The following is a 20069-nucleotide window of genomic DNA, read 5'->3' as shown; positions in this document are numbered from 1 at the left end:
TCCGGCGGCCCGTCGTCGTACCGCTCCGGCAGACTCGACGCCATGGACATCGTGATCCGGCCCGCGCACCCCGGCGACTACGACGCCCTCGGCGAGATCACCGCCCGGGCGTACCTGGACGACGGACTCCTCGACTTCGGGGAGAGCGACTGGTACCTGGGCGAACTGAGAGACGTGGCCAAGCGAGCGGCCGCGGCACAGGTACTCGTGGCCGTCCGGAACGGCACCCTCCTCGGCGGAGTCACCTTCGTGCCGTCCCCCGGCCCCATGGCCGACATCGCCCGCCCCGCAGAGGCCGAGATCCGCATGCTGGCGGTCGCGCACGCGGGACGGGGACAGGGTGCGGGCGAGGCCCTCGTCCGGGCCTGCATCGACCGCGCACGGGCCACCGAGGGCTGCCGGGCCGTCGTCCTGTCGACCCAGCGCACCATGCACGCCGCCCACCGCATCTACGAGCGCCTGGGGTTCGTCCGCGTCCCCGAACGCGACTGGAACCCGCTCCCGGAACTCGCCGACATCACTCTCCTCACCTACAAGTTGACGCTCTGACACCGTCACGACACAACATCTGGGGGTGACACGACAGCCCGACACTAGATGTATGCTCATGCTCGCTGTCGTCGCAGGGGAATCCGGTGCGAATCCGGAACTGTCCCGCAACGGTGTACTTGTGCGCGTCTGCGCTCAGGAGTCAGTCCGAGGACCTGCCGGCAGCGCACCCGGCCGTCCGGTTCGGGTGCCCTGAGACGTCCGGGCCTCGTGGGATGGGCCGGTGGACGCGACGCCGTGTGCGCTCGTGGTTGCCCCCTGCCCTCGGCAAGGCCCCCGTGCCCAGCGAGGGAGAGCCCCACGTGACCATCGCGCCAGCAGATCCGGCTTCAGCCAGCGGCCTGGAGACCGACGGTCCCGGTGCCGCGCTGCTGCGGACCCTGACCCAGCTGACCGTCGACCTCCCCGACGCCGACCCCGGCCGGGTCGCCGCCGCCGCGCTGCGCGGCCGGTCCGCCCGGGCCGACGAGGCGGAGTTGCGCGAGCTGGCCACCGAGGCCGCCGCCGGGCTCATCTCCGAGGACCCCGCCTACTCCCGGCTGGCCGCCCGGCTGCTGACCATCTCCATCCGCGCCGAGGCCGCCTCGCAGGGCGTGACATCCTTCACCGGGTCCGTGACCGTGGGGCACCGCGAGGGGCTCATCGCCGACCGCACCGCCGAGTTCGTACGGTTGCACGCCGAGCGGCTCGACACGCTGATCGACGCGGCCGGCGACGACCGCTTCGGCTACTTCGGCCTGCGCACCCTGCACAGCCGCTATCTCCTGCGGCACCCGATCACCCGCAAGGTCATCGAGACGCCCCAGCACTTCATGCTGCGGGTCGCGAGCGGCCTGGCCGAGGACGACACGACCCGCTCCGTGGACGAAGTGGCCGCGCTCTACGGGCTCATGAGCAGGCTCGACTACCTCCCGTCCTCCCCCACGCTCTTCAACTCCGGCACGCGGCACCCGCAGATGTCGTCCTGCTACCTCCTCGACTCCCCGCTGGACGAGCTGGACTCCATCTACGACCGCTACCACCAGGTGGCCCGGCTCTCCAAGCACGCCGGAGGCATCGGTCTGTCGTACTCCCGGATCCGCAGCCGGGGTTCGCTGATCCGCGGCACCAACGGGCACTCCAACGGCATCGTGCCGTTCCTGAAGACCCTGGACGCCTCGGTGGCCGCCGTGAACCAGGGCGGCCGGCGCAAGGGCGCGGCCGCGGTCTACCTGGAGACCTGGCACTCCGACATCGAGGAGTTCCTGGAGCTGCGGGACAACACCGGTGAGGACGCCCGCCGTACGCACAACCTGAACCTCGCGCACTGGATCCCGGACGAGTTCATGCGCCGGGTCAACGCCGACGAGCAGTGGTCGCTGTTCTCCCCGTCGGACGTGCCGGAGCTGGTGGACCTGTGGGGCGAGGAGTTCGAGGCCGCCTACCGCAAGGCGGAGGAAAAGGGCCTCGCGAAGAAGACCATGCCGGCCCGTGAGCTGTACGGCCGGATGATGCGCACCCTCGCGCAGACCGGCAACGGCTGGATGACCTTCAAGGACGCGGCCAACCGCACCGCCAACCAGACGGCCCTGCCGGGGCACGTGGTCCACTCCTCCAACCTCTGCACGGAGATCCTGGAGGTCACGGACGACGGGGAGACGGCGGTCTGCAACCTGGGGTCCGTGAACCTGGGTGCCTTTGTCGACACGACGACCGGTGACCTCGACTGGCAGCGGCTGGACGACACCGTCCGCACCGCCGTCACCTTCCTGGACCGCGTGGTCGACATCAACTTCTATCCGACCGAGCAGGCGGGACGGTCGAACGCCAAGTGGCGTCCCGTCGGTCTCGGCGCGATGGGTCTGCAGGACGTCTTCTTCAAGCTGCGCCTGCCCTTCGACTCGCCGGAGGCCAAGGCCCTGTCCACGCGGATCGCCGAGCGGATCATGCTGGCCGCGTACGAGGCCTCCGCCGACCTGGCCGAGCGCAACGGCCCGCTGCCGGCCTGGGAGAAGACCCGTACGGCCCAGGGCGTGCTGCACCCCGACCACTTCGGTGTCGAGCTGTCCTGGCCGGAGCGCTGGGCGGCGCTGCGCGGCCGTATCGCCGAGGTCGGCATGCGCAACTCCCTGCTGCTGGCCATCGCGCCCACCGCCACCATCGCCTCCATCGCGGGCGTGTACGAGTGCATCGAGCCGCAGGTGTCGAACCTGTTCAAGCGCGAGACGCTGTCCGGTGAGTTCCTGCAGGTCAACTCCTACCTGGTGCAGGACCTGAAGGAGCTGGGCGTGTGGGACGCCCGCACCCGTGAGGCGCTGCGGGACAGCAACGGCTCGGTGCAGGACTTCGCGTGGATTCCGGCCGACGTACGGGCGCTGTACCGCACGGCGTGGGAGATCCCGCAGCGCGGCCTGATCGACATGGCGGCGGCCCGCACCCCGTTCCTGGACCAGGCGCAGTCCCTGAACCTGTTCCTGGAGACGCCGACCATCGGCAAGCTCTCCTCGATGTACGCCTACGCCTGGAAGTCGGGCCTGAAGACGACGTACTACCTGCGCTCCCGCCCGGCGACCCGCATCGCCCGCGCCGCCCAGGCGCAGACCGCCGCCGGCATCCCCGTCCAGCAGGTCGCCGACCCCGACGCGGTCGCCTGCTCCCTTGAGAACCCCGAGTCCTGCGAGGCCTGCCAGTAATGTCCAACCGTTCCCAGAACCTTCTCGACCCGGGCTTCGAACTCACCCTGCGCCCCATGCGCTACCCGGACTTCTACGAGCGCTACCGCGACGCGATCAAGAACACCTGGCACGTCGAGGAGGTCGACCTCCACTCGGACGTCGCCGACCTCGCGAAGCTGACGCCCGAGGAGCAGCACCTCATCGGCCGCCTGGTCGCCTTCTTCGCGACCGGTGACTCGATCGTCGCCAACAACCTGGTGCTGACGCTCTACAAGCACATCAACTCCCCCGAGGCACGGCTCTACCTGAGCCGTCAGCTCTTCGAGGAGGCCGTGCACGTCCAGTTCTATCTGACGCTCCTGGACACCTACCTGCCCGACCCGGACGACCGCGCGGCGGCCTTCGCCGCGGTGGAGAACATCCCCTCCATCCGCGAGAAGGCCGGGTTCTGCTTCAAGTGGATCAACGAGGTCGAGAAGATCGAGCGGCTGGAGACGAAGGCCGACCGCCGTCGCTTCCTGCTCAACCTGATCTGCTTCGCCGCGTGCATCGAGGGCCTGTTCTTCTACGGCGCGTTCGCGTACGTCTACTGGTTCCGCAGCCGGGGTCTGCTGCACGGTCTGGCCACCGGCACCAACTGGGTGTTCCGCGACGAGACGATGCACATGTCCTTCGCCTTCGACGTGGTCGACACCGTCCGCAAGGAGGAGCCGGAGCTGTTCGACGAGGAGCTGGGGCAGCAGGTCACCGACATGCTGAGGGAGGCCGTCGAGGCGGAGCTGCAGTTCGCGCGCGACCTGTGCGGCGACGGCCTGCCGGGCATGAACACCGAGTCGATGCGGCAGTACCTGGAGTGCGTCGCCGACCAGCGCCTCGGCCGCCTGGGGTTCGCCCCGGTGTACGGCTCGGAGAACCCGTTCTCCTTCATGGAGCTGCAGGGCGTCCAGGAGCTGACGAACTTCTTCGAGCGCCGCCCGTCGGCGTACCAGGTCGCGGTGGAGGGCACCGTCGACCTGGACGAAGACTTCTGACCGGCCGTTCAGACGGGGTGGGCCGCGCCGTGCCTCCTGCGGGTCCGGCTCGGCCGCCTCGTCTCGTTCTCCCCCTTCGCCTCCTTACGCTGTGACCTGCTGATCTGGCGGTCGATCATCCTGTCGTGCGCGATACCGATCACCGCCGGGAGGATCAGCAGGCCCAGGATCCCGATCACGGCGATCATTCCGAGCAGTCCTTCTGTCTGTGATGTGGTCATGGACATCACTGTCCCGCCGAACGCTCCTTACCGGGAGCGGCAGGACTGCCGCACACCCTCGAATTACTGCCACCGGCGAGGCAGACTGGCAGCATGCTGCAGAACGTGGCCGCCGTGCTGCTCGACGGCGTGAACCCCTTCGAGATGGCCGTCGTCTGCGAGGTCTTCGGTACCGACCGCAGTGACGAGGGACTGCCGGTGTACGACTTCGCGGTCGCCTCGGCCGAGGGCCCGGTGCTGCGCTCCAACGCGGGGTTCACCCTGCAGGTCGAGCACGGCCTGGAGCGCCTGGAGGCGGCCGATCTGATCGCCGTACCAGCCGGGGCCTGCTACGACTCGCGCGCGTTCCCGCCGGAGCTGCTCGCCGCCCTGCGCCGCGGGGTGGATCGCGGCGCCCGGGTGCTCAGCGTCTGCTCGGGCGTCTTCGTGCTCGCCGCCGCCGGGCTGCTGGACGGCCGGCGCTGTGCCGTGCACTGGCACCACGCGGCGGAGCTGGCCCGCCAGTATCCGCGGCTGACCGTCGAGCCGGACGTGCTCTACGTCGACGAGGACCCCGTGATCACCTCGGCCGGCACCGCCGCCGGGATCGACGCCTGTCTGCATCTGGTGCGCAAGGAGCAGGGACCCGAGGTCGCCAACAAGATCGCCCGCCGGATGGTCGTACCGCCGCACCGGGACGGCGGGCAGGCGCAGTACATCGAGCGGCCGCTGCCGAAGGGCCCGTGCGACACCGTCGGCGAGGTGCTGGTGTGGATGGAGGAGCACCTCGACCAGGAGGTGACCGTCGAGCAGCTCGCCGCCCGCGCCCACATGGCCCCGCGCACCTTCGCGCGCCGCTTCCAGCAGGAGACCGGGACCACTCCCTACCGGTGGATCCTGCGGCAACGGGTGCTGCGCGCCCAGGAGTTGCTGGAGGGGACCGACGAGACCATGGACGCGATCGCCTGGCGCACCGGGTTCGGTACGGCGGCTGCCATGCGGTACCAGTTCGTGCGGGCGCTCGGCACCACCCCGAACGCCTACCGGCGCGCGTTCCGGGGCCCTGAGGCCGCCTGAGCGCGCGCCGGTACCAGGTGTCCTACCCAGACACTCCTACCAAGGCAGCGGCCTCAGCAGCAGGTTGTGCGGGCGGAGCGTGATGCCCACGCGGGTGGTGTCGTTCGACCCCGCGACCTGCTCGAAGCGGTACTTCGCCGAGATCGCCGCGGTGATCAGGCTCAGCTGGGTCATGGAGAAGTGGTCGCTGGGGCACTTGCGGTTGCCGACGCTGAAGGGGCTCATGGCGTACTTCGGCACGTCCTTGGCCCGCTCCGGCAGCCACCGGTCGGGGTCGAAGTCGAGGTGGCGGTCGTAGGAGCGGGCGTCGCGCTGGATCGCGTAGGGGCTGTAGACGATGTCCGCCCCGGCCGGAATGCGATATTCACCGAGCGCGGTGTCGGTCACCGCTCGCCGCGTCAATATCCATACGGCGGGCCGGAGCCGCATGGCCTCGACAACGACATTGTTGGTGTGCCGGAGCGAGCGGACGTGTTCGAAACCGACCGGTTGACCACCGGTCACGGATTCAACCTCGGTCCGTACCTTCTCGGCGTGTTCCGGGTGTTCCGCGAGGACCTGGAGCAGCCACATGATCGTGGACGCCACTGTTTCGCTGCCGGGGGTGAGTATCGCGACGACCTGGTCGTGGATCTCCTGTTCCCCGATGGGGTCGCCATTGTCGTCCTTCGCCTCCAGCAATGCCGTCAGCAAATCGTCCGGCTTTTGACCAGACGCCCTCCGCTCGGCGATGATCTCGTCGACCAGCAGATGCAAATCGGCCAGCGCCCGGTTGAATTCGCGGTTGGCCGGGAACGGCAGCCGGTAGAGCGGCCCGAGCGGGATGACCATGCGCCGGTACATGCCGCGGAAGACGGTGGCGAGGTCGACGCTGAGCCGCTCGGCGCGCTCGTCCATGTACTCGCCGCGCAGCAGGCATCGGGCGGCGATGCGGACGGCCACCCGGAAGGATTCGGAGGTGCAGTCGACGGTCTCGCCGGGCCGCCAGCGCTCGGTCAGCGCGTGCGCCTCCTCCTCCATGACCGGCCCGTAGTTCGGGATCGCGTCGAGCCGGAACGCGGGCTGGATGGTGCGCCGCTGGCGCCGGTGCCGGGGGCCGTTGGCGGTGGCCACGCCCTCCTTGCCGAGCAGCCCTTCGAGGGACTCCCACAGGGGTCCGTCGATCTTGAAGTCGGGGTTGAGCGCGAGCGCGCCGGTGAGCTCCGGGGCGGTGACGGCGTACACCGTCTTGGGGCCGAGCCTGAGGCGTACGACGTCGCCGTGGTCGCGGAGCCGGGACATGAACGCGAGCGGATCGCGGACCAGTTGCAGACCGTGCCCGAGGCCGGGCACCGCGCCGCCGGCCAGCGGCGGTTCACGCAGCTCGGCGGTCTCGGAGGTCAGGGGCCGCACAGACTGGACGGTCATTTCTCACCTGCCGTTTCGTTCGTCACGTACGGGGGTGTGGACCGGTCGTCCCAGGTGTCGACCATGTACCGGCCGGACTCGTGGTGGAACCAGTAGACGGAGCTGAACCAGTTGCGCATATTGCCGACGCAGGTGCGGACCGCGGCGCTCAGTTCCTTTCCGTGGACCGTGCCGTCGGCGAGGCCGTCGGCGAACCGCAGGGCCTCCTGCTCGACTTCGAGGAATTCACTGATACATTCCTCGATGCGCCGCCTCACTTCGTCCACCGATTCCTCGAGAGTCAGCCTCTCATGGGCGATGAGACTGATGCCGAGATTGTGGACCTCGTCGCCCGCTATTTCCTTCGGCAGCGAGCACAGATCGTTGTACCAGGCGGCGAATTCCTGACTGAGCAGTGCGGCCCGGCGATAGGCCGGGTTTTTCCGCACCGAATCCGGGAGTTCACATCCGGCGCTCGGCTCCAGCAGGTCCGTCCATATCCGGTGCGCGAAGGTGTGGCGGCGCAGGGCGAGGTATTCCTCGACGCCGGGTATGTATCCCTCGGTGCGGTTGCGGAACTCGCGGTCGTAGGCCTCGATCACCGCGTGGAAGTGCCGGGCGAACCGCTGGTTCCAGGTGCGCGACAGGAAGCCGTACAGCCGCAGCACGCTGTCCGCGAACCCCGCGACCAGCGAGTCCGGGTGGTGCAGATGGTGCCGGGGTGCGTCGAGGGCCGTATGGAGGCGGTGCCTGAGGCGTCGCCAGTCGTCGGCCCGGCCGTGGACGACGTACCGGTCGTGGCGGTCGTCCCAGACGAAGAACCATGCGCTGTAGTCGGCGATGGCCTGCATGACCTCGTCGGGGGCACCGAGGTAGTACCCCGCCATGAGGTCGGTGTAGCACAGTCCATCGGCATATTCCCGCACCAAGTCCGCCGGCATGAGCCGCTTTTCCAGCAGCCAGAGCCGTGTCTTCTCCTGGAGTCGCGGCCAAAACGGGTGCAGTTGCCGAGGAAAGGCGGACTCGATCACCGGGAGTGCCAGTGAGGGTGGTACTACGACCGCCATCGGCGTCGCTGTGGTGCCGTATGGGAAAGCATGCACGTACAAACCCCTCTCCGCCGCCAGGAGCGCACACCCCTACCGTCGTGCCGGGCGTGCGCCGTTGCGTATCCCCGCACTTACATTCAGCACCACAACTGTCCGCCGTGGGAACGGATTTGCTTCACTCACTACCCCTAGGTGCCGAGAATCTCCCCCTGTGTGACCGATTAAGGATCATTAGGAGGGCAGAACGGGTCGGTTGTACGACGCACGGATGATCGAAGCCGGACATACGAAGGGCGCCCGACCGGGAGTGATCCCGCCGGACGCCCCAAGTCCGCGGCGTCTGCTAGTCGTTGGCGACCACCGGATAACGTGGCTCGTTCTCGGCCATCTGCCGCAGCGCGTCCTTGCGGTCCCGCTTGGACAGCCGGTCGATGTACAGGTAGCCGTAGAGGTGGTCGGTCTCGTGCTGCAAACACCGTGCGAAGTAGCCGGTGCCACGGACCTTGATCGGGTTGCCCTGCTCGTCCTGGCCGGTCACCTCGGCGTAGTCGGGCCGGGCGAGCGGTGCGTACGCCGTCGGCACCGACAGGCAGCCCTCGTTGCTGTCGTCCAGGCGGCGCTGGTCGGCGGGCAGCTCGACGAGCTTGGGGTTGCACACCACGCCCACGTGCCGGACGCCTTCGTCGTCGGGGCAGTCGTAGACGAAGACCTTCAGGTCGACACCGATCTGGTTGGCGGCCAGACCCACGCCCTCGGCGGTGCGCTGGCTGGCGAACATGTCCGCGACGAGCTGCTGCAGCTCCTCGCCGAACTCGGTGACGTCCTTGCACTCCTTGTGCAGCACCGGGTTGCCGACCACCGTGATCGGCCGCGAGGTGCCACGCTCCCGCCAGGCCTTCTCGCGCTCCTCGCAGTCCTCCGTGTCGACGACGTACCCCTCCTCGTCGACGGGGAGCACGCCCGCGTGCTGCTGATCGGTGTCCTGCTGCGCCATGACCGACGTACGCCTTCCTGCAAACCTTGGAAAAGTCTCGGGTACAGCCTAAAGGCGGCTGGTCACCGGCGGCTCAGCAAACCTCTTCGAGATCCCGCCAGTCCCTGGAGTCCGGGCTGTCGGCGACCCACCCGTCCAGCAGCCCCCGCACCAGCGAAGCCGGCGCGGCCACCCCGCACTCCCGCTCCGGCACCCACAGCTGCCCGTCCGTCCGGTGCCCCAGCGGCCCGGGATGACCTGGCTCGCTGTGGTCGTGCGGGTCCAGGTGATCACCCTCGCCCTCGTCCGACGGCATCCGCGACTCCGAGCACATCCGGCACAGCAGCCGCACGGACGACGACCAGTCCTCCGCGGCGAACCCGGCGTCCGCGGCGAGCTGCTCCAGCGCGTCCCGGTCCGCCTCCGTGGCCGCCTCCAGCAGAACCACCCAGGTCGGCACGGGTGAGGGCGCCCACAGCTCGATCTCGTCGAAGACCGGATACGCATGGCCGGTGGAGGTCGTGCGCTCGCCGTGCGGGACCCCGTCGTGCAGCACGACCTCGCCCCAGCGTCGCCCGGACGAGGGAAGCGGGATGGACAGCACCTCCATCCGCGCGGGGTCCAGCCTGCGGCCCCACACGACCTCGGCCTCACCCTCCGGGGAGAGCCGTACGGCCGCGCTGCCCAGCTCCATGCCGACCGGTTCCCCGGCCACGGCGGCGCCTCCGGGCACCTTCAGCCCGTACGCCTGCCAGGCGCGGCGGGCCAGCGGCCAGTCCTGCAGGGCGGTGGCGGCGATGCCGACGTTCCACCAGTCGGGCGCCCCGGCCTCCCGGTCGAGCAGGGCCACCGCGCGCAGACCGGCCGCGCGGGCCTGCTCCCAGTCGTGCCGGAACTTGTGCAGCAGGGCGAGGTTGAACCAGGACTCCGACAGCCAGGGTTCCAGGTCGGCGGCCCGTGTCAGCAGCTCGCCCGCGTCCTCGTACCGACCGTCGCCGATGAGCGTGAACGCCCGGTCGGTGGCCTGCCGCCAGGAGGCGGAGGGCCGGTGCCGTCCCTTGCCGAAGATCCTCACGATTCCCGCCTGCCAGTTCCAGTTCCGCTCAGTGGGCTGGCTTGTGCCCCCGGACACCCTCTCCCTCGCATCCAACCACGTACGGTGGGAAAGGCGCTCATTACCCATGGGTTACCCAGCCGCGAGCGGGGTCAGACAGTGCCGTGCGTCTCCCGTCGCCCGCCACTGGCGCGCTCTCCCCCCAGGTCCGTGGCTGGGCCAGGACGCGGGCGAGGGACTCCACCACCTCCGGAGCGTAGTCACCGGCGGTGCCGAGACGCAGCTCCTCCAGCGCCCGCAGGGGTCCCTCGGGGCCCGCGTCCCGGGTCTTCTCCTCGTAGGCGTTCACGGCCCGGATGATCCGGGCGGCGAGGGGCTGTTCGCGGTAGGGGTCCGCCTGCCGTTCCACCATCACGGCGACGGCCGCGGACACACCGGTCTGCCGTACGACGGCCCCGCCGAGCAGCGCGATCCGCCGCTGCTGCGCGGGCGGCAGCCCGGCGGTGGCACCGGCCGGGACCGGGTCGACCAGGCTGAGCTGGCCGATGTCGTGCATGAGGGCCGCGTACTCCAGGACGGTCAGTTCGCCGCCGGTCAGGCCGAGATCCCGGCCGACGGCGAGGCTGAGCGCGGCCACCCGGCGGGCGTGCCCGGGTGGGGTGCAGCCGGCTATCTCGGTGGCGCGGGCGAGGGAGGCGATGGTCTGCCGGTAGGTGGCGCGGACGGCCGCGTATCTGCGCAGGGACAACTGAGTGAGCAGCAGGGGCAGACAGAACACGGGCAGCGCCCACAGCCCGGCGACGGCGACCCCGAGCGCGATCACCGCGCCGGTCGCACAGACGGCGGAGCCGATGCCGAGCAGCCCGCGCAGTTCCTCGCGCAGCAGCGGGCCGAACGGCCAGCGGGTGCGGGAGTGGGCGAGAGCGGCGGCCAGAACGGCGTCGCACAGCGCGGTGAGGCAGAGCAGGGCGACCAGGAGCAGGGCGTAGGCGGGGCCGCTCCAGGAGGTGAATGCGCCCTTGCTGTAGAGGGGTTGGAAGCAGACGGCGGCGAAGCCGACGGTGAGCACACGGCGGGCCAGATGGTCGAGGGTGGGGGTGCGTCCGTGCCAGATGTGCGGGACGGCGCCGAGCAGGGCGGCCGCCAGGACCACGGTGACGACCTGCGCCGCGTCGTGGTGCGCGGGCCGACCGGCCTCCGCTCCGAGCAGGGCGTACGACAGCGAGCCGGCGGTGGCGAGGGGGGCGGCCTGCCGTACCTCGGCGTCGCTCCACCGGGTCAGCTCGCCGACGGCTATGAGCACCCCGAAGGCGAGGGCGACGCCCCGTTCGTCGAGCCCGGTCCAGAGGGTGACGGCGAGGGACCCGGCCGCGGTGAGCGCGGCGGCCCCGTGCACGATCCGCAGGGCGGTCACCGGGGTACCCCGATGACCGGCGACCGGCCCTGGCTCTCGTGCGGCGTCGCGGTGTCCTCGGAGGTGACCGTGGGGTGCCAGCCGTAGCGGCCCAGCGCGCGCCGGAACGCGTCCACCATGCGCGGGTCGAACTGCGCGCCGGCGCAGCGCTCCAGTTCGGCGACGGCCGCCTCGACCGGGCGGGCCCGGCGGTAGGAGCGGGTGGAGGTCATCGCGTCGAAGGCGTCGGCGACGGCGACGATGCGGGCGCACTCGGGGATCTGGCTTCCGATGAGGCCGTACGGGTAGCCGCTGCCGTCGAGGCGTTCGTGGTGGTGCAGGATCGCGGCGCGGGCCTCGCCGAGGAAGGAGATCCCGCGGACCATCTCATGGCCGTACTCGGGGTGCAGTTCGATGATCCGGCGTTCCTCGGGGGTCAGCGGGCCGTCCTTGCGCAGCAGCCGCGTCGGGACACCGAGCTTGCCGACGTCGTGCAGGATGCCGGCGAAGCGCAGCACCTCGACGCGGTCGTCGTCCATGCCCAGTTCGCGGGCGATCATCACGGAGGCCTGTCCGACGCGTTCGCTGTGGCCGCGGGTGTAGCCGTCCTTGATGTCGACCGCCTGGACGAGGGCACGGATGGTGGCCTGGTGGGCGGCGCGCTCGCGGTGGTACTGGGCGAAGATCCACCAGGACACGCACATCGGCAGCAGCACGAGCAGCGCGGCGACCGGGCCGTACGGGCTGCGCCACAGCACGGCCGTCATCAGCCCGGCGAGTCCGTGCACCGCGACCGGCGCGAGGGAGCGGGACAGCAGCCCGCGCCAGGCCCGGCGCAGCGGGACGCCGAGGGCGACGGCGCGGATCCCGCCGTCGAGGACGGTGAGGATCAGGCAGAAGGCGAGCACGGCCGCGCCCGCGGGCAGCAGCGCGTACGGGAAGTCGGAGGCGACGACGGCGTCGCGGCCGCCGAGCGCCCAGTGCACCCGGGCGGCGCCCCACACGGCGAGCGCGGGCTGCGCGGCCCGCCACAGGCGTCTGAGCGGCGCGGGCCGGTGCCCGGCCCGCTCGACCGGGGAGAGCAGGGCCGCGGGCAGCGGGACCAGCGCGGCGGCCGGCGGCGGCAGCAGGAACGCCCCGGCGAGCAGCACGGGGTAGAAGGTGCCGCCGAAGCGCCGGCGCACGGCGTGCTCGCAGACGGCGTAGAGCGCGCAGAGAAGACCGAGCGCCCACCACGGGGTGCGTACCGTCGGCAGCGGCAGGAGGCAGAGCAGCGCCAGCAGGGCGACACAGGCCACATAACCGCGGGCCCTCGCCGGTACCGCCTCCATCACGCCCCTCCCCCGACCATGCCTGTCCAGGCTCGGAGCCTAGGGCGGGGATCGGGGGGTGCGGGGCCTATGACCTGAGGATTAGCACGTTCGAGTGACGACCCGGCGGTCAGCTCTCCTGCGGGGTGGCGGTCACGTCGTGCTCGGGGACGGCCTGGCCGGAACGGATCAGGTCGATCCGCCCCATGACCTTGGCGCGCAGGTCCGCGGGTACGTCGTCATGCCCGCAGCACCGCTTGACCAGCTTCTTCACGGCCCGCTCCAGGCCGTACTTCTCCAGGCACGGAGAGCATTCCTCGAAGTGGTGCTGGAACTTGTCGCGATCGACGTCCGGCATCTCACTGTCGAGGAACTCGTACAGATGGTCGAGGACCTCACTGCAGTCCGTCTCGTGCGGCTCTCCGCAGCTCATGAGCCCGAGCCTTTCGCTTCGTTCGACTCTCCGGCGCCCGCCGGGACCAGCCCACGCTCACGGGCGTAGTCCTCCAGCATGCCGCGCAGTTGACGGCGGCCCCGGTGCAGCCGGGACATCACCGTACCGATGGGTGTCCCCATGATGTCCGCGATCTCCTTGTACGCAAAGCCCTCTACGTCCGCGAGATAGACGGCGATGCGGAACTCCTCGGGGATCGCCTGCAGCGCCTCCTTCACATCCGAGTCGGGCAGGTGGTCGAGCGCCTGCGACTCGGCGGAGCGCAGACCCGTCGACATGTGCGACTCGGCGCGGGCAAGCTGCCAGTCCTCGATCTCCTCCGCGGCGGAGCGCTGCGGCTCGCGCTGCTTCTTGCGGTAGGAGTTGATGAACGTGTTGGTGAGGATCCGGTACAGCCACGCCTTGAGGTTGGTGCCCTCGCGGAACTGGTGGAAGGACGCGTACGCCTTCGCGTAGGTCTCCTGCACCAGGTCCTCGGCGTCGGCCGGGTTGCGCGTCATGCGCAGCGCGGCCGAGTACATCTGGTCGAGGAACTCGAGCGCGTCCCGCTCGAAGCGCGCACTGCGCTCGGCGGTGGACTCGGAGATCGCCTCCGCGCTCGCGCCCTGGCCCTCGGGCTGCTCCGCCTGGCCGTTGTCGGTCCCTGCGTCGGTACCGGTGACCGGACCCACCTCCTCAAGATCCCGGGCAGGACCGAAACCGGTCCCACTCGTTTCGGAGGATAGAACACGACCCGTGCCTGCCGCCCCTCGAATAGGAGTGGCCTTGGCCGCGTGCAGCACCGTCCAGTCCAGGTCAGCGCTGCGCTTTTGGCTCGGGCAGATGGTCGAACCCATGCGGCGGACTTCCTCTCCTACGACGTCGGTGCCGAGGCCTCAGCACTTCTGTCCCGATCAACAGAGGTCCGGCCGGCAACATTCCCGGGGGTCACCCGAGTGACACGGTCCACTCCACTACGCCCTCGCTGACGATCTCCAGGGCCCTCTCCTGGGTGATCTCCGCACGCTTGGGGACCGCGAACCCGTGATCGCCGTACGGCACCTCGATCAGCTCGAAGTCACCCTTCGGGAACTCCTCCGGCTTGCCGAAGGGGTCGTTGCCGCCCTGCACGACCAGCGTCGGCAGCCCGGCCCCCAGCAGTTCCTCGGCGCGGGACTTCTCGGGCTTGCCCGGCGGGTGCAGCGGGAAGCTGAGCGCGAGCACGGCATGCGCGCCCAGCTCGGTCGCCGTACGGCAGGCGACCCGGGCGCCGGCGCTTCGGCCGCCGGAGACCACCGGCAGCTCCATCCCGGACAGCGCGGGCCAGATGCCGCGCCAGCCGGTGTCCAGGGTCTTCGGCGCGGGGGCGACCTTCTTCCCGGCGACGCGCCAGGGCTGCTCCACGAGGGCCACGGTCACGCCGTGCTCCGGGAGCACGCGGGCGAGGGCCTGGAGGTCCCGTGCCTCGATGCCACCGCCCGCTCCGTGGCTCACGGCCAGGACCAGCCGCGCCTTCTTCGCCTTGTGCCAGGTGATGCGTGCGGTCCCGGCGTCGGTCTCGACAATCTCGATCACGTTAGAAGAGTGTGCCCGTTTCCGGTGCCTCAAGCTCCTTCAGCAGTTCCGGGCCGTTGTTGCGGACGTTGCTGACGGCCGTGGAGACCGGGTAGGCGCGCATCAGGCCGGGCGGGGGCGGGGCGAGGAGGTCGCGGAGGGCGTCGGGATCGGTGCGGGCCGGGTCGAGCCAGGCGTCCCAGCGGTCCGGGGTGAGCATCAGCGGCATCCGGGGGTGGATGTCGACCAGCGAGTACGGGCCCTCGGCCGGGGCCACGGCCAGCGGGGTCTGCTCCGCCTCCGTGGTGATCACCGAGCAGGTCACCCACCAGGCCTGGGGGTGGTCGTCGGGCAGGGTGCGGTCCCGCCAGAACTCGTACAGCCCGGCCATCGCGAACACCGAGCCGTCGGCCGGCAGCACGAAGTACGGCTGCTTGCGCGGCCGCTTCTTCTTTCCCTCGACCTCCAGGTCGCGCTCCTGCTTGCCGGTGACCCACTCGTAGTAGCCGTCGGCGGGGATGATGCAGCGCCGGGCGGCGAAGGCGCGGCGGTAGGCGGGCTTCTCGTGCACCGTCTCGGCCCGGGCGTTGATCATCCGGGCGCCGCCCTCGGGCGTCTTGGCCCAGGACGGCACCAGACCCCACTTCAGCTTGCGCAGCTGGCGGACCGGACGCGGGGAGTCCGCGTCTTTGAGGGGACGGTCGAGGACGGCGTAGACCTCCTTGGTCGGCGCCACGTTGTAGTCCGGCTCCAGGGTCTCCTCGGGCTCCCACTTCTCGACGTCGAAGATTCCTGCGAGATCCTCGGGCCTACGACTCGACGCATACCGTCCGCACATCCGAAACCACCCCTCCGACCTGCCCAGTGACCCCAGGGTCGTCACCACCTTACGCAAGGAGGACGAGCCGTCCGAGAAACGAAAGTGACGCGTGATGCGCTGGATCTCTCGGGGATCATGTAATGGCCCGCCGGTCATGGGCCGGCCGGGCCACGTCATCCGGTCCCCATGGGTTCGACGTGTGGCAAGGGATGCCACGTTTCCACAAGGTGGGGCATGAGAACTGCATACAGGGGCCGGCGAACGCGTCCGTCCGGACTGAAGAAGCGCGCCTGGGTGGCGCTGGGAGCGGTCGTCGCGGGAGGCGGCCTGGCGGTGGCAGCCGTCGCGGCGGCCGGGCAGGGCGGTGGTTCCGGGGCGTCGGCGGCGGGGCCGGTCAGGACGCATGTGCACTCGCTGCCGCTGACCGGTTCGAGCGCGTCGCTCAAGACTCTGGGCGCCCGGTCCACGGCCCCGTTCAGCATGGTGGGCGTCACCTGGAACGGCGCGCACACCTCGCTGCGCGGCACGGTGGAGGTACGCACCCGTTCCGCCGCCGACGGCCACTGGACCCAGTGGCTGAAGATGCAGCAGCCGGACGACATCCCCGACGCGGCCGAGCTGAACCGTCCCGGCGTACGGGGCGGGATGTCGCCGATGTGGGCGGGGCCGTCGAACGGCATCCAGGTCCGCGCGGCCGGCGCGCACCGCGCGGCCGCGCTGCCCGCCGGGCTGCGGGTGGATCTGATCGACCCGGGCAAGGCCGCCTCGGGCACCACGGGCTCCGGCATGGCCCCGGCCGGCTACGCCATGGACGCGACGGCCACCGACACCGCCACGGCCACCGATACCGCCACGGCCACCGACACGACCACGCCGACGGGCACGGCCACCGCGACCGGCACGGCGACGGCCACCGACAGCGCCGCCCCGACCGACTCGGCGACGGCGACGGACTCGGCCACCCCCACGGCCACGGACTCCACCTCCGCCGCACCGTCCACCAGCACCTCGCCCTCCGCCTCCGGCTCCACCTCGCCGAGCGCGTCGGCGACGTCCTGGCCGAGCCAGTTGCCGACCATGGACCAGGCGTACCCGTCCTGCCCGGCCTCCTCGGCCAGCCCCTCCGCATCGGCATCGCCGGTCCCGCCCGACCCGATGCCGGCCACGACCACCTCGACGGTGGCGCCGCCGACCGTGGTCACCCGGGCCGGCTGGGGCGCGGACGAGTGCGCCCGGGAGACCGGTTATCCGCTGTACGGGTCGGCGGTGAAGGTGATGTTCGTCCACCACACGGACACCACGAACAACTACTCCTGCTCCGACTCTCCGGCGATCGTGCGCGGCATCTACGCCGAGCACCTCAACCAGGGCTGGCGCGACCTCGGCTACAACTTCCTGGTCGACAAGTGCGGCACCATCTTCGAGGGCCGCTTCGGCGGGATGGCTCTGCCCGTCGTCGGCGCCCAGACCTACGGGTTCAACACCAACAGCATGGGCGTGGCCGCCATCGGCACGTACACCGACTTCAGCGGCGGTGACTCCACGGCCAGCACCTTCCCGGGGGCCGCGCCGACGCAGGCGATGCTGGGCTCGATCGCCCGGATCGCCGCCTGGAAGTTCGGCATGAGCGGGGTGAACCCGGGCACCGACTCCGCCTCCCTGCCCGAGGGCGCCTCCGACAGCCACGGCTTCACCCTGGGCAACAGCTACAACTTCGACGTCATCTCCGGTCACCGCAACGGTTACGCCACCGACTGCCCCGGCAACCAGCTCTACAACGCCCTGGGCACGGTCCGCTCCTACGCGGCCGGCCCGGTCGGTGCCGTCACCGTCACCGGAATGTCCGGCGGCGCGACCAAGTCCGGCACGAGCTACTACACCAAGGGCGCGGCAACGGTGAGCTGGACGACCGCCACACCGTCCCAGGTGATCTCCGGCTTCGACGTCCTGGTCGACGGCAAGGCCGTGGCGCATGCCTCCGGTTCCGCCCGCTCCGCCTCGATCTCGGTCGCGGCCGGCAGCCACACGGTCCAGGTCCGTGCCACCCACGTCCGCGGCTCGACCACCCTGTCCGGCTCGGTCACCCTGGTCGGCGACACCACCGCGCCCGCCTTCCCGACCACTCCCGACGTCAAGACGCGTACGGGGACGGTGAGTTCGACAGCCGTTCCGGTCACGGTGACCTGGAAGGCAGCCGACAGCGCGGCGCTGGCCCAGGTCCTCGCGACCTCGCCCTCCTCCGCCTCCTTCGGCCCGACCACCACTTCCTGGAACACCACCGCCAAGCCCGGCAGCTCGGACCTGTTCGCGCTGAAGGCGTACGACGTGGCAGGCAACAGCGTCGGCGCCTCCGTCTACCGGACGCCGAACATCGTCCAGGAGACCTCCACCACCCGCACCGGCACCTGGACGCACAAGAGCAGCACCAGCTACCTGGGCGGCTACTCCTACAGCGCCTCCTCCACCGGGGCCTCGATCAGCTGGACCTTCACCGGCCGCTCGGTGGCCTGGATCGTCTCGCGGGCCTCCACCTCCGGCCAGGCGTACGTCTACGTCGACGGCACCAAGGTCACCGAGGTCGACCTGAAGTCCTCCACCACGCTGTATCGACAGGCGATCTGGACGAAGGCGTGGTCCAGCTCCGCCAAACACACCCTGAAGATCGTCGTGGTCGGCACCTCGGGCCGCCCGACCGTCACCACCGACGGCATCGCCACCATCGGCTGACCAGCGCCCCCGCCGTCCCGCCCACGGTCGCACCGCTGGGCGGGGCCGGCGGGCACGCGCGTCAGCAGAGACACCGGGAGCGCCCACCCGCGACCTTTTCGGCTTTCGGGCCGGTCAGACGCTTTCCCGGTAGTTCATGAACCAGTGGGTGTCGAAATAGCGGGCCATCGTGAACCGGTGGTACGGGTCGATGAGGATGCGGCAGACGAACTCCGCGGCCCGGCAGTCGAAGGAGACGTCCTCGCCATCGAAGGACCGGACCACGACGGGCCAGCGGTCGGGGTCGTCGCCTTCGGCCCTCCAGCAGTACAGGTCCTCGTGCTCAGTGCCCGCCCAGATCAGCAGCCCGTCCTCCCTGAGATGCGTCCACGGCTCCTGGTTCAGGCCCAGATATCCGTCGAAGGCGCCCTTGCCGAACGTCTCGACCATGCGCTTGTAGTCGCTGGGCAGCGCCGTGCCCAGGCGCGACTCCACCTCCGCCCAGTCCACGTCCGGCCGCTGGGCGGGCTGCGTCCAGCCGGTGATCCGTCTGAGCCGCTCCATCCAGTCGACGTCCTCGTCCTCGCCCGGAGCGACCGCCAAGGGTTCTGGCATCTCCCTGTGAGCGATCACCAGCACCGGCCGCTCGACCCCCTCGGCGTCGCGCACCGTACCCGTGCCGACCCACTGATCCCCGTACGCCCACGCCCGTATCTTCACGGCCCGGTCCTCGAAGGGGGCAAGGAGGGCCGCGCCCCCGGACTCGTCGACCGTCGGATCGGTGAAGCCGTCGAGGACGAGGGTGCGCGGGGCGCCGTACCTGTCGCTGAGCAGGTCGGTCAGGTCCTGCGGGTCCAGGTCGCCGCCCAGGTACAGGTAGCCGTCCCCCGGGCCGAGTCGGGCCAGCAGGTCATCGACGGTCGCTTGGGTGAGCTCCATGGCGGGCAGTGAAGCGCACCGCACTGACAACGGACGTGCTGTCGACGAGCCCGCACCTCAGGAACGATCGCTGCGAGGTCGGCGTCTCGGATACCGTCCGCACAGACGTGCCACACTGCCAGACTCCGCACCAGAACAGGGGGCCTCTCGGACCTATGGACAGCCTCGCCGCCACCGCGCTGCCCGACATCTGGGACCGGCTCACCGGTACCCAGCCCGATCCCGATCTGTGGGTGGTGCTCGCCACCTCGGTGGCCGCGCTCGCCGTGGTGGTCCCGCACACCGTGTGGCGGATATCCCGCAACGCGATCACCATCGCGCACGAGGGCGGCCACGGGCTGATCGCCCTGCTCACCGGCCGGCAGCTCACCGGCATCCGGCTGCACTCCGACACCAGCGGTCTCACGGTCAGCAGGGGCAAGCCGCACGGGCTCGGCATGATCCTGACGGCCGCCGCCGGGTACACGGCCCCCTCGCTGCTGGGCCTCGGCGGCGCCGCCCTGCTGGCCGCGGGCCGCATCACGCTGCTGCTCTGGGCCGCGACGGCGCTGCTGGTGGCGATGCTGGTGATGATCCGCAACGCGTACGGCGTGCTGACCGTGGTGCTGACGGGGGGCGCCTTCCTGCTGGTGTCCTGGCTGGCCGGGCCCCAGGTGCAGGCCGCCTTCGCGTACGCGGTGGTGTGGTTCCTGCTGTTCGGCGGGGTACGGCCGCCGTTCGAGCTGCAGCTGAAGCGGTCGCGGGGCGGCGCGGGCGACTCGGACGCGGACCAGCTCTCGCGGCTCACCCACGTACCGGCCGCGCTGTGGCTGTTCCTGTTCCACGCGGTGTCGCTGTGCTCGCTGATCGGCGGCGGCCGCTGGCTGCTGGCGGTGTGAGCCCCGGGCAGGGACACCGCCCGGGCGACGGCTCCCGTCGGGCTCTCGTCGGGGGTTTCGTCG

Annotated in this window: 18 protein-coding genes and 1 riboswitch; of the genes, 6 read left to right on the top strand and 12 right to left on the bottom strand. The window is 70.6% G+C overall.

Annotation, left to right across the window (positions count from 1 at the left end; genetic code table 11):
• Nucleotides 1–42: 42 nt before the first annotated feature.
• The 3 genes from ACZ5NH_RS14970 (at nt 43) to ACZ5NH_RS14960 (ending at nt 4234) form a co-directional block, all read left to right on the top strand.
• Entirely contained in the window at nt 43–549 is a 507-nt protein-coding gene (locus ACZ5NH_RS14970) for a GNAT family N-acetyltransferase (protein WP_451553371.1), read from the top strand.
• 52 nt (nt 550–601) lie between these two features.
• A riboswitch (cobalamin riboswitch) is annotated at nt 602–726 on the top strand.
• Between the two features lie 125 nt (nt 727–851).
• A complete protein-coding gene (locus ACZ5NH_RS14965) occupies nt 852–3221 on the top strand; it encodes a ribonucleoside-diphosphate reductase subunit alpha (RefSeq protein ID WP_468775330.1) in 2370 nt (789 codons plus the stop codon).
• Nucleotides 3221–4234, top strand: a complete 1014-nt coding sequence (locus ACZ5NH_RS14960; RefSeq protein WP_468775328.1) for a ribonucleotide-diphosphate reductase subunit beta — start codon at nt 3221–3223, stop codon at nt 4232–4234. The genes ACZ5NH_RS14965 and ACZ5NH_RS14960 overlap by 1 nt, the downstream gene beginning before the upstream one ends.
• A gap of 8 nt (nt 4235–4242) precedes the next feature.
• Here the strand turns inward: ACZ5NH_RS14960 and ACZ5NH_RS14955 are convergent, their stop codons facing one another.
• Complete coding sequence (locus ACZ5NH_RS14955) at nt 4243–4455, bottom strand: hypothetical protein (RefSeq protein WP_468775326.1); 213 nt, start codon at nt 4453–4455, stop codon at nt 4243–4245.
• A gap of 93 nt (nt 4456–4548) precedes the next feature.
• On the opposite strand from ACZ5NH_RS14955, the gene ACZ5NH_RS14950 reads away from it, so the two are divergent.
• Complete coding sequence (locus ACZ5NH_RS14950; protein ID WP_468775324.1) at nt 4549–5511, top strand: GlxA family transcriptional regulator; 963 nt, start codon at nt 4549–4551, stop codon at nt 5509–5511.
• Nucleotides 5512–5547: 36 nt separating this feature from the next.
• Here ACZ5NH_RS14950 and ACZ5NH_RS14945 read toward each other — a convergent pair whose 3' ends face one another.
• From ACZ5NH_RS14945 to ACZ5NH_RS14900, 10 genes are all read right to left on the bottom strand, one after another.
• Nucleotides 5548–6918: a bifunctional albaflavenone monooxygenase/terpene synthase gene (locus ACZ5NH_RS14945; protein ID WP_388620683.1), complete on the bottom strand. Its 1371-nt coding sequence runs from the start codon at nt 6916–6918 to the stop codon at nt 5548–5550.
• Nucleotides 6915–8000, bottom strand: coding sequence for an epi-isozizaene synthase (cyc1, locus tag ACZ5NH_RS14940; RefSeq protein WP_468775322.1), 1086 nt, complete (start codon nt 7998–8000; stop codon nt 6915–6917). The genes ACZ5NH_RS14945 and cyc1 overlap by 4 nt, the downstream gene beginning before the upstream one ends.
• A 289-nt stretch (nt 8001–8289) precedes the next feature.
• On the bottom strand, nt 8290–8940 hold the full coding sequence (gene def / locus ACZ5NH_RS14935; protein ID WP_388620679.1) for a peptide deformylase: 651 nt from the start codon (nt 8938–8940) through the stop codon (nt 8290–8292).
• A 73-nt stretch (nt 8941–9013) separates the two neighbouring features.
• Entirely contained in the window at nt 9014–9994 is a 981-nt protein-coding gene (locus ACZ5NH_RS14930) for a hypothetical protein (RefSeq protein WP_468775320.1), read from the bottom strand.
• A gap of 100 nt (nt 9995–10094) precedes the next feature.
• On the bottom strand, nt 10095–11387 hold the full coding sequence (locus ACZ5NH_RS14925) for an HD-GYP domain-containing protein (protein ID WP_468775318.1): 1293 nt from the start codon (nt 11385–11387) through the stop codon (nt 10095–10097).
• Nucleotides 11384–12697, bottom strand: a complete 1314-nt coding sequence (locus tag ACZ5NH_RS14920) for an HD-GYP domain-containing protein (protein WP_468775316.1) — start codon at nt 12695–12697, stop codon at nt 11384–11386. Before ACZ5NH_RS14920 ends, ACZ5NH_RS14925 begins: the two co-directional genes overlap by 4 nt.
• A gap of 109 nt (nt 12698–12806) precedes the next feature.
• Nucleotides 12807–13109 (bottom strand): mycothiol system anti-sigma-R factor, encoded by a 303-nt coding sequence (rsrA, locus tag ACZ5NH_RS14915; RefSeq protein ID WP_468775314.1) that lies wholly within the window; start codon nt 13107–13109, stop codon nt 12807–12809.
• Complete coding sequence (gene sigR, locus ACZ5NH_RS14910; protein ID WP_468775312.1) at nt 13106–13801, bottom strand: RNA polymerase sigma factor SigR; 696 nt, start codon at nt 13799–13801, stop codon at nt 13106–13108. The genes rsrA and sigR overlap by 4 nt, the downstream gene beginning before the upstream one ends.
• Nucleotides 13802–14057: 256 nt before the next feature.
• The gene (locus tag ACZ5NH_RS14905) at nt 14058–14684 is read right to left on the bottom strand and encodes an alpha/beta hydrolase family protein (RefSeq protein ID WP_388620667.1); all 627 of its coding nucleotides are present in this window, start codon (nt 14682–14684) and stop codon (nt 14058–14060) included.
• A 1-nt stretch (nt 14685) separates the two neighbouring features.
• Entirely contained in the window at nt 14686–15501 is an 816-nt protein-coding gene (locus tag ACZ5NH_RS14900) for an SOS response-associated peptidase (RefSeq protein WP_468775309.1), read from the bottom strand.
• 216 nt (nt 15502–15717) lie between these two features.
• Here ACZ5NH_RS14900 and ACZ5NH_RS14895 point away from each other — a divergent pair, with 216 nt between their 5' ends.
• On the top strand, nt 15718–18210 hold the full coding sequence (locus ACZ5NH_RS14895; RefSeq protein WP_468775307.1) for a peptidoglycan recognition protein family protein: 2493 nt from the start codon (nt 15718–15720) through the stop codon (nt 18208–18210).
• Nucleotides 18211–18324: 114 nt separating this feature from the next.
• Here the strand turns inward: ACZ5NH_RS14895 and ACZ5NH_RS14890 are convergent, their stop codons facing one another.
• Nucleotides 18325–19128: an SMI1/KNR4 family protein gene (locus ACZ5NH_RS14890; RefSeq protein WP_468775305.1), complete on the bottom strand. Its 804-nt coding sequence runs from the start codon at nt 19126–19128 to the stop codon at nt 18325–18327.
• A 155-nt stretch (nt 19129–19283) separates the two neighbouring features.
• Here ACZ5NH_RS14890 and ACZ5NH_RS14885 point away from each other — a divergent pair, with 155 nt between their 5' ends.
• A complete protein-coding gene (locus ACZ5NH_RS14885) occupies nt 19284–20006 on the top strand; it encodes a M50 family metallopeptidase (RefSeq protein WP_388620660.1) in 723 nt (240 codons plus the stop codon).
• Nucleotides 20007–20069 lie beyond the last annotated feature (63 nt).

This window comes from Streptomyces sp. NPDC031426 (assembly GCF_055581585.1).
The sequence above is the reverse complement of the archived record's forward strand: the minus strand, read 5'-3'. Positions and strand labels throughout refer to the sequence as shown.